Raw genomic sequence first — 3,863 nt, 5'->3', positions numbered from 1 at the left:
TCCGGGGTGCGGGCGTTGGCGGGTCGGGTGCTGGGGGTGGTGCAGTCCTGGCTGGGTGACGAGCGGTTCGCGGGTTCGCGGTTGGTGGTGGTGACGCGTGGTGGGGTGGCGGTCCGGGAGGGTGAGGGGCTGGATGTGGTGCAGGCTCCGGTGTGGGGTCTGCTGAGGTCGGCGCAGGCGGAGAATCCGGGGCGGTTCCTGGTGGTGGACCTGGAGCCGGGTGCCGATCTCGCCCTCGCGGTGGAGGCGGTGGTCACGGGTGAGCCGGAGTCGGCGGTGCGTGCGGGTGAGGTGCTGGTCCCGCGCCTGGTCCGGTTGCGTGCCGCGGAGTCCGAAGTGGTGGCGTTTGACGCCGGGGGCTCGGTGTTGATCACGGGTGGTACGGGTGGTCTGGGTGCGGTGGTGGCCCGGTACCTGGTGCGCGAGCGTGGTGTGCGGCATCTGGTGTTGACCAGTCGTCGTGGTCCGGACGCCCCGGGTGCGGCGGAGCTAGGGGCCGAGCTGCAAGAGCTGGGCGCTCGGGTGCGGATCGTGGCGTGTGATGTCTCGGACCGGGTGGCGCTGGCCGCGCTGGTCGGCGGGATCGTGGCCGAGCGGCCGCTGACGGCGGTGGTGCACGCCGCCGGCATCGGCGACAGTGCGCTGATGAGCTCGCTCACCCGCCAGCAGCTGGAAGCCGTGTTGGCGCCGAAGGCTGATGCGGCCTGGTATCTGCACGAGTTGACGCGGGACATGGATCTGGCGGCGTTCGTGCTGTTCTCGTCCGCCGGTGGTCTGGTGCTGACGGCGGGCCAGGGCAACTACGCGGCGGCGAACGTCTTCCTCGATGCGCTCGCCACCCGGCGACGCGCCGAGGGCCTGCCGGCCACCGCGATGGCCTTCGGCCTCTGGGAGGTCGGAGCGGGCCTCGGCGAGTTCCTCACCGAGGTCGACCGCAAGCGGATGGCCGCCCAAGGCGTCCCCGCGCTCACGCACGAGGCGGGGCTGGCGCTGTTCGCTGCCGCGCTGCACACCGACCGGGCCACCGTGGTCCCGATCCGCGTCGACACCACCGCGCTGCGGAACCGCACCGACGACGTCCCCGCCCTGCTGCGCGGCCTGGTGCCGACGGTGCGCCGCGCGGCGGCGGCCGACCCGTCCGCACCCGGCGCCTCGCTGGGCGAGCGCCTCGTCGGCCTGAGCGCGGGCGAGCGGCAGCGGGAGGTGCTGCGGATGGTGCGTGCGCAGGTCGCCGGTGTGCTGGGTCATGCCTCGGCCGAGGCGATCGAGCCGGAGCGGGCCTTCCAGGAGCTCGGCTTCGACTCGCTGGCCGCGACCGAACTGCGCAACCACCTCAACGCCCGCACCGGACTGCGCCTGCCGGCCACCCTGGCCTTCGACCACCCCAACGCCCGGGCGGTCGCCGACCACATCCTCACGATCCTCGACGAGGGCGACGGCGACAACGGCGGTGAGGACGAGATCCGCTCGGCCCTCCGCTCGATCCCGACCAGCCGGCTGCGCGACGCGGGGCTGATCGACAACCTGCTGGAGCTGGCGGACGTACGACCCGCGGCCTTCACGGAAGCCGGGTACGCCGAGGTCGACCACCAGGCCGGCGAGGCCGATACCGCCGGCGACCAGCACGGGGAGGCCGACGCCGGCGAGCTGGGCGCCGTACGGCAGGAGGTCGCCCGGCTGCGCGTGCACAACCGCAGGCTTGCCGCCGGCCGGCACGAGCCGATCGCCATCGTCGGGATGTCCTGCCGCTACCCCGGCGGTGTGAGCAGCCCCGAGGAGCTGTGGCAGCTGGTGGCGTCCGGCGGTGACGGGATCTCCGGGTTCCCGACCGACCGCGGCTGGGACCTCGCGTCGGTACGCGATCCCCGCGGCGACGGCCCGGCCGGCCACTACACCCGCGAGGGCGGCTTCCTGGACGGAGCGGCCGCGTTCGACCCGGGCTTCTTCGGGATCTCCCCGCGCGAGGCCCTGGCGATGGACCCGCAGCAGCGGTTGACCCTCGAACTGTCCTGGGAGGCGCTGGAGCGGGCGGGGATCGACCCCACCTCGCTGCGGGGTTCGCGCACCGGCGTGTTCGCCGGGGTGATGTACCACGACTACCCGGGCAGCGACGGCAACGGCAGCGTGGTCTCGGGCCGGGTGTCCTACAAGCTCGGCCTCGAAGGGCCGGCCGTCTCGGTGGACACCGCCTGCTCCTCCTCGCTGGTGGCGCTGCACCTCGCGGTGCAGGCCCTGCGCCAGGGGGAGTGCTCGCTGGCCGTGACCGGTGGCGTCACCGTGATGGCGACCCCCGGAGTGTTCGCCGAGTTCGGCCGGCAGGGGGCGCTCGCCTCCGACGGCCGGTGCAAGTCCTTCGCCACCGCTGCCGACGGCACCGGATTCGCCGAGGGCGCGGGCTTCCTGGTGGTCGAGCGGCTCTCGGACGCGGTGCGCAACGGCCACACCGTGCTGGCCCTGGTCCGCGGCTCGGCGGTCAACCAGGACGGCGCGAGCAACGGCCTCACCGCACCGAACGGCCCGTCCCAGCGCCGGGTGATCCGCCAAGCCCTGGCCAACGCCCGGCTGGCGGCCGACCAGATCGACGTGGTGGAGGCGCACGGCACCGGGACCAGGCTCGGTGACCCGATCGAGGCGCAGGCACTGCTGGCGACCTACGGCCGGAACCGGTCGGCCGAGCACCCGCTGTGGCTGGGCTCGGTGAAGTCGAACATCGGTCACACCCAGGCGGCGGCGGGTGTCGCGGGTGTGATCAAGATGGTGATGGCGATGCGCCACGGGGTCCTGCCGTCCACGCTCCACGTGGACGAACCGACCCGCCAGGTCGACTGGTCGGTGGGTGCGGTCCGGCTGCTGACCGAGACCAGGGAGTGGAGCGCGGGCGACCGTCCGCGCCGCGCGGGTGTCTCGTCCTTCGGGATCAGCGGTACCAATGCGCACGTGCTGGTGGAGGAGGCACCCGCGTCCGTGCCGGCCGCCGGCGGCCCGTCCGCGCCGTCGGTCGCGGCCCCGCCGGCGCCCTGCGTGGTGACGGCCGCGACGCCGGAGGCGCTTCGGGCGCAGGCCGAGCGACTGCTCGCGCTGGCCACCCGGGAGCCCGCTCTCCGTCCGGTCGACCTCGCGTACTCCCTGGGCACCACCAGGGCCGTGCTGGACCACGGTGCGGTGGTCGTCGCCGCGGACCGGGACGAACTGCTCGCCGGGCTCGGTGCGCTGGCGCGCGGGGAGTCGGCCACGGCGACACGGTCGACAGGACTCCTGGCGTTCCTGTTCTCCGGGCAGGGGTCGCAACGGCTTGGCATGGGGCGGGAGTTGTACGGCCGGTTCCAGGTGTTCGCGGCGGCGTTCGACGCGGTCTGTGCGGAGCCGGGCTTCGAGTCGGTGCGTGAGGTGGTGTGGGGGTCGGACCCGTCGTTGCTCGATCGGACGGTGCATGCCCAGGCGGCGCTGTTCGCGGTCGAGGTGGCGTTGTTCCGGCTGGTCGAGTCCTGGGGTGTGCGGCCGGACTTCGTGGCGGGGCACTCGATCGGTGAGGTGGCGGCCGCGCATGTGGCGGGGGTGTTCTCGCTGGCGGACGCCTGCGCGCTGGTGGCGGCGCGGGGTCGGTTGATGCAGGCGCTGCCGGAGGGCGGCGCGATGCTCGCCGTCCGGGCGACGGAGCAGGAAGTCCTGCCGCTGCTGGACGAGTTTGTCTCGGTCGCGGCGGTCAACGGCCCGTCGTCGGTGGTGGTCTCGGGTACCGAGGAGGCGGTGGAGCGGGTCCGGGCCCACTTCGAGGCGCAGGGTCGCAAGGCGAGCCGGCTGCGGGTCTCGCACGCCTTCCACTCGCCGCTGATGGACCCGATGCTGGGCGAGTTCCGGGCCGT

General features: G+C 73.8%; 1 protein-coding gene. It reads left to right on the top strand.

Translation table 11 applies throughout. The features are described 5' to 3' along the window. A partial coding sequence (locus ACWDRR_RS44190; protein ID WP_449778002.1) for a type I polyketide synthase occupies positions 1–3,863 on the top strand: 3,863 nt, incomplete at both ends.

It is taken from the genome of Kitasatospora sp. NPDC003701, from assembly GCF_053587085.1.
The sequence above is the reverse complement of the archived record's forward strand: the minus strand, read 5'-3'. Positions and strand labels throughout refer to the sequence as shown.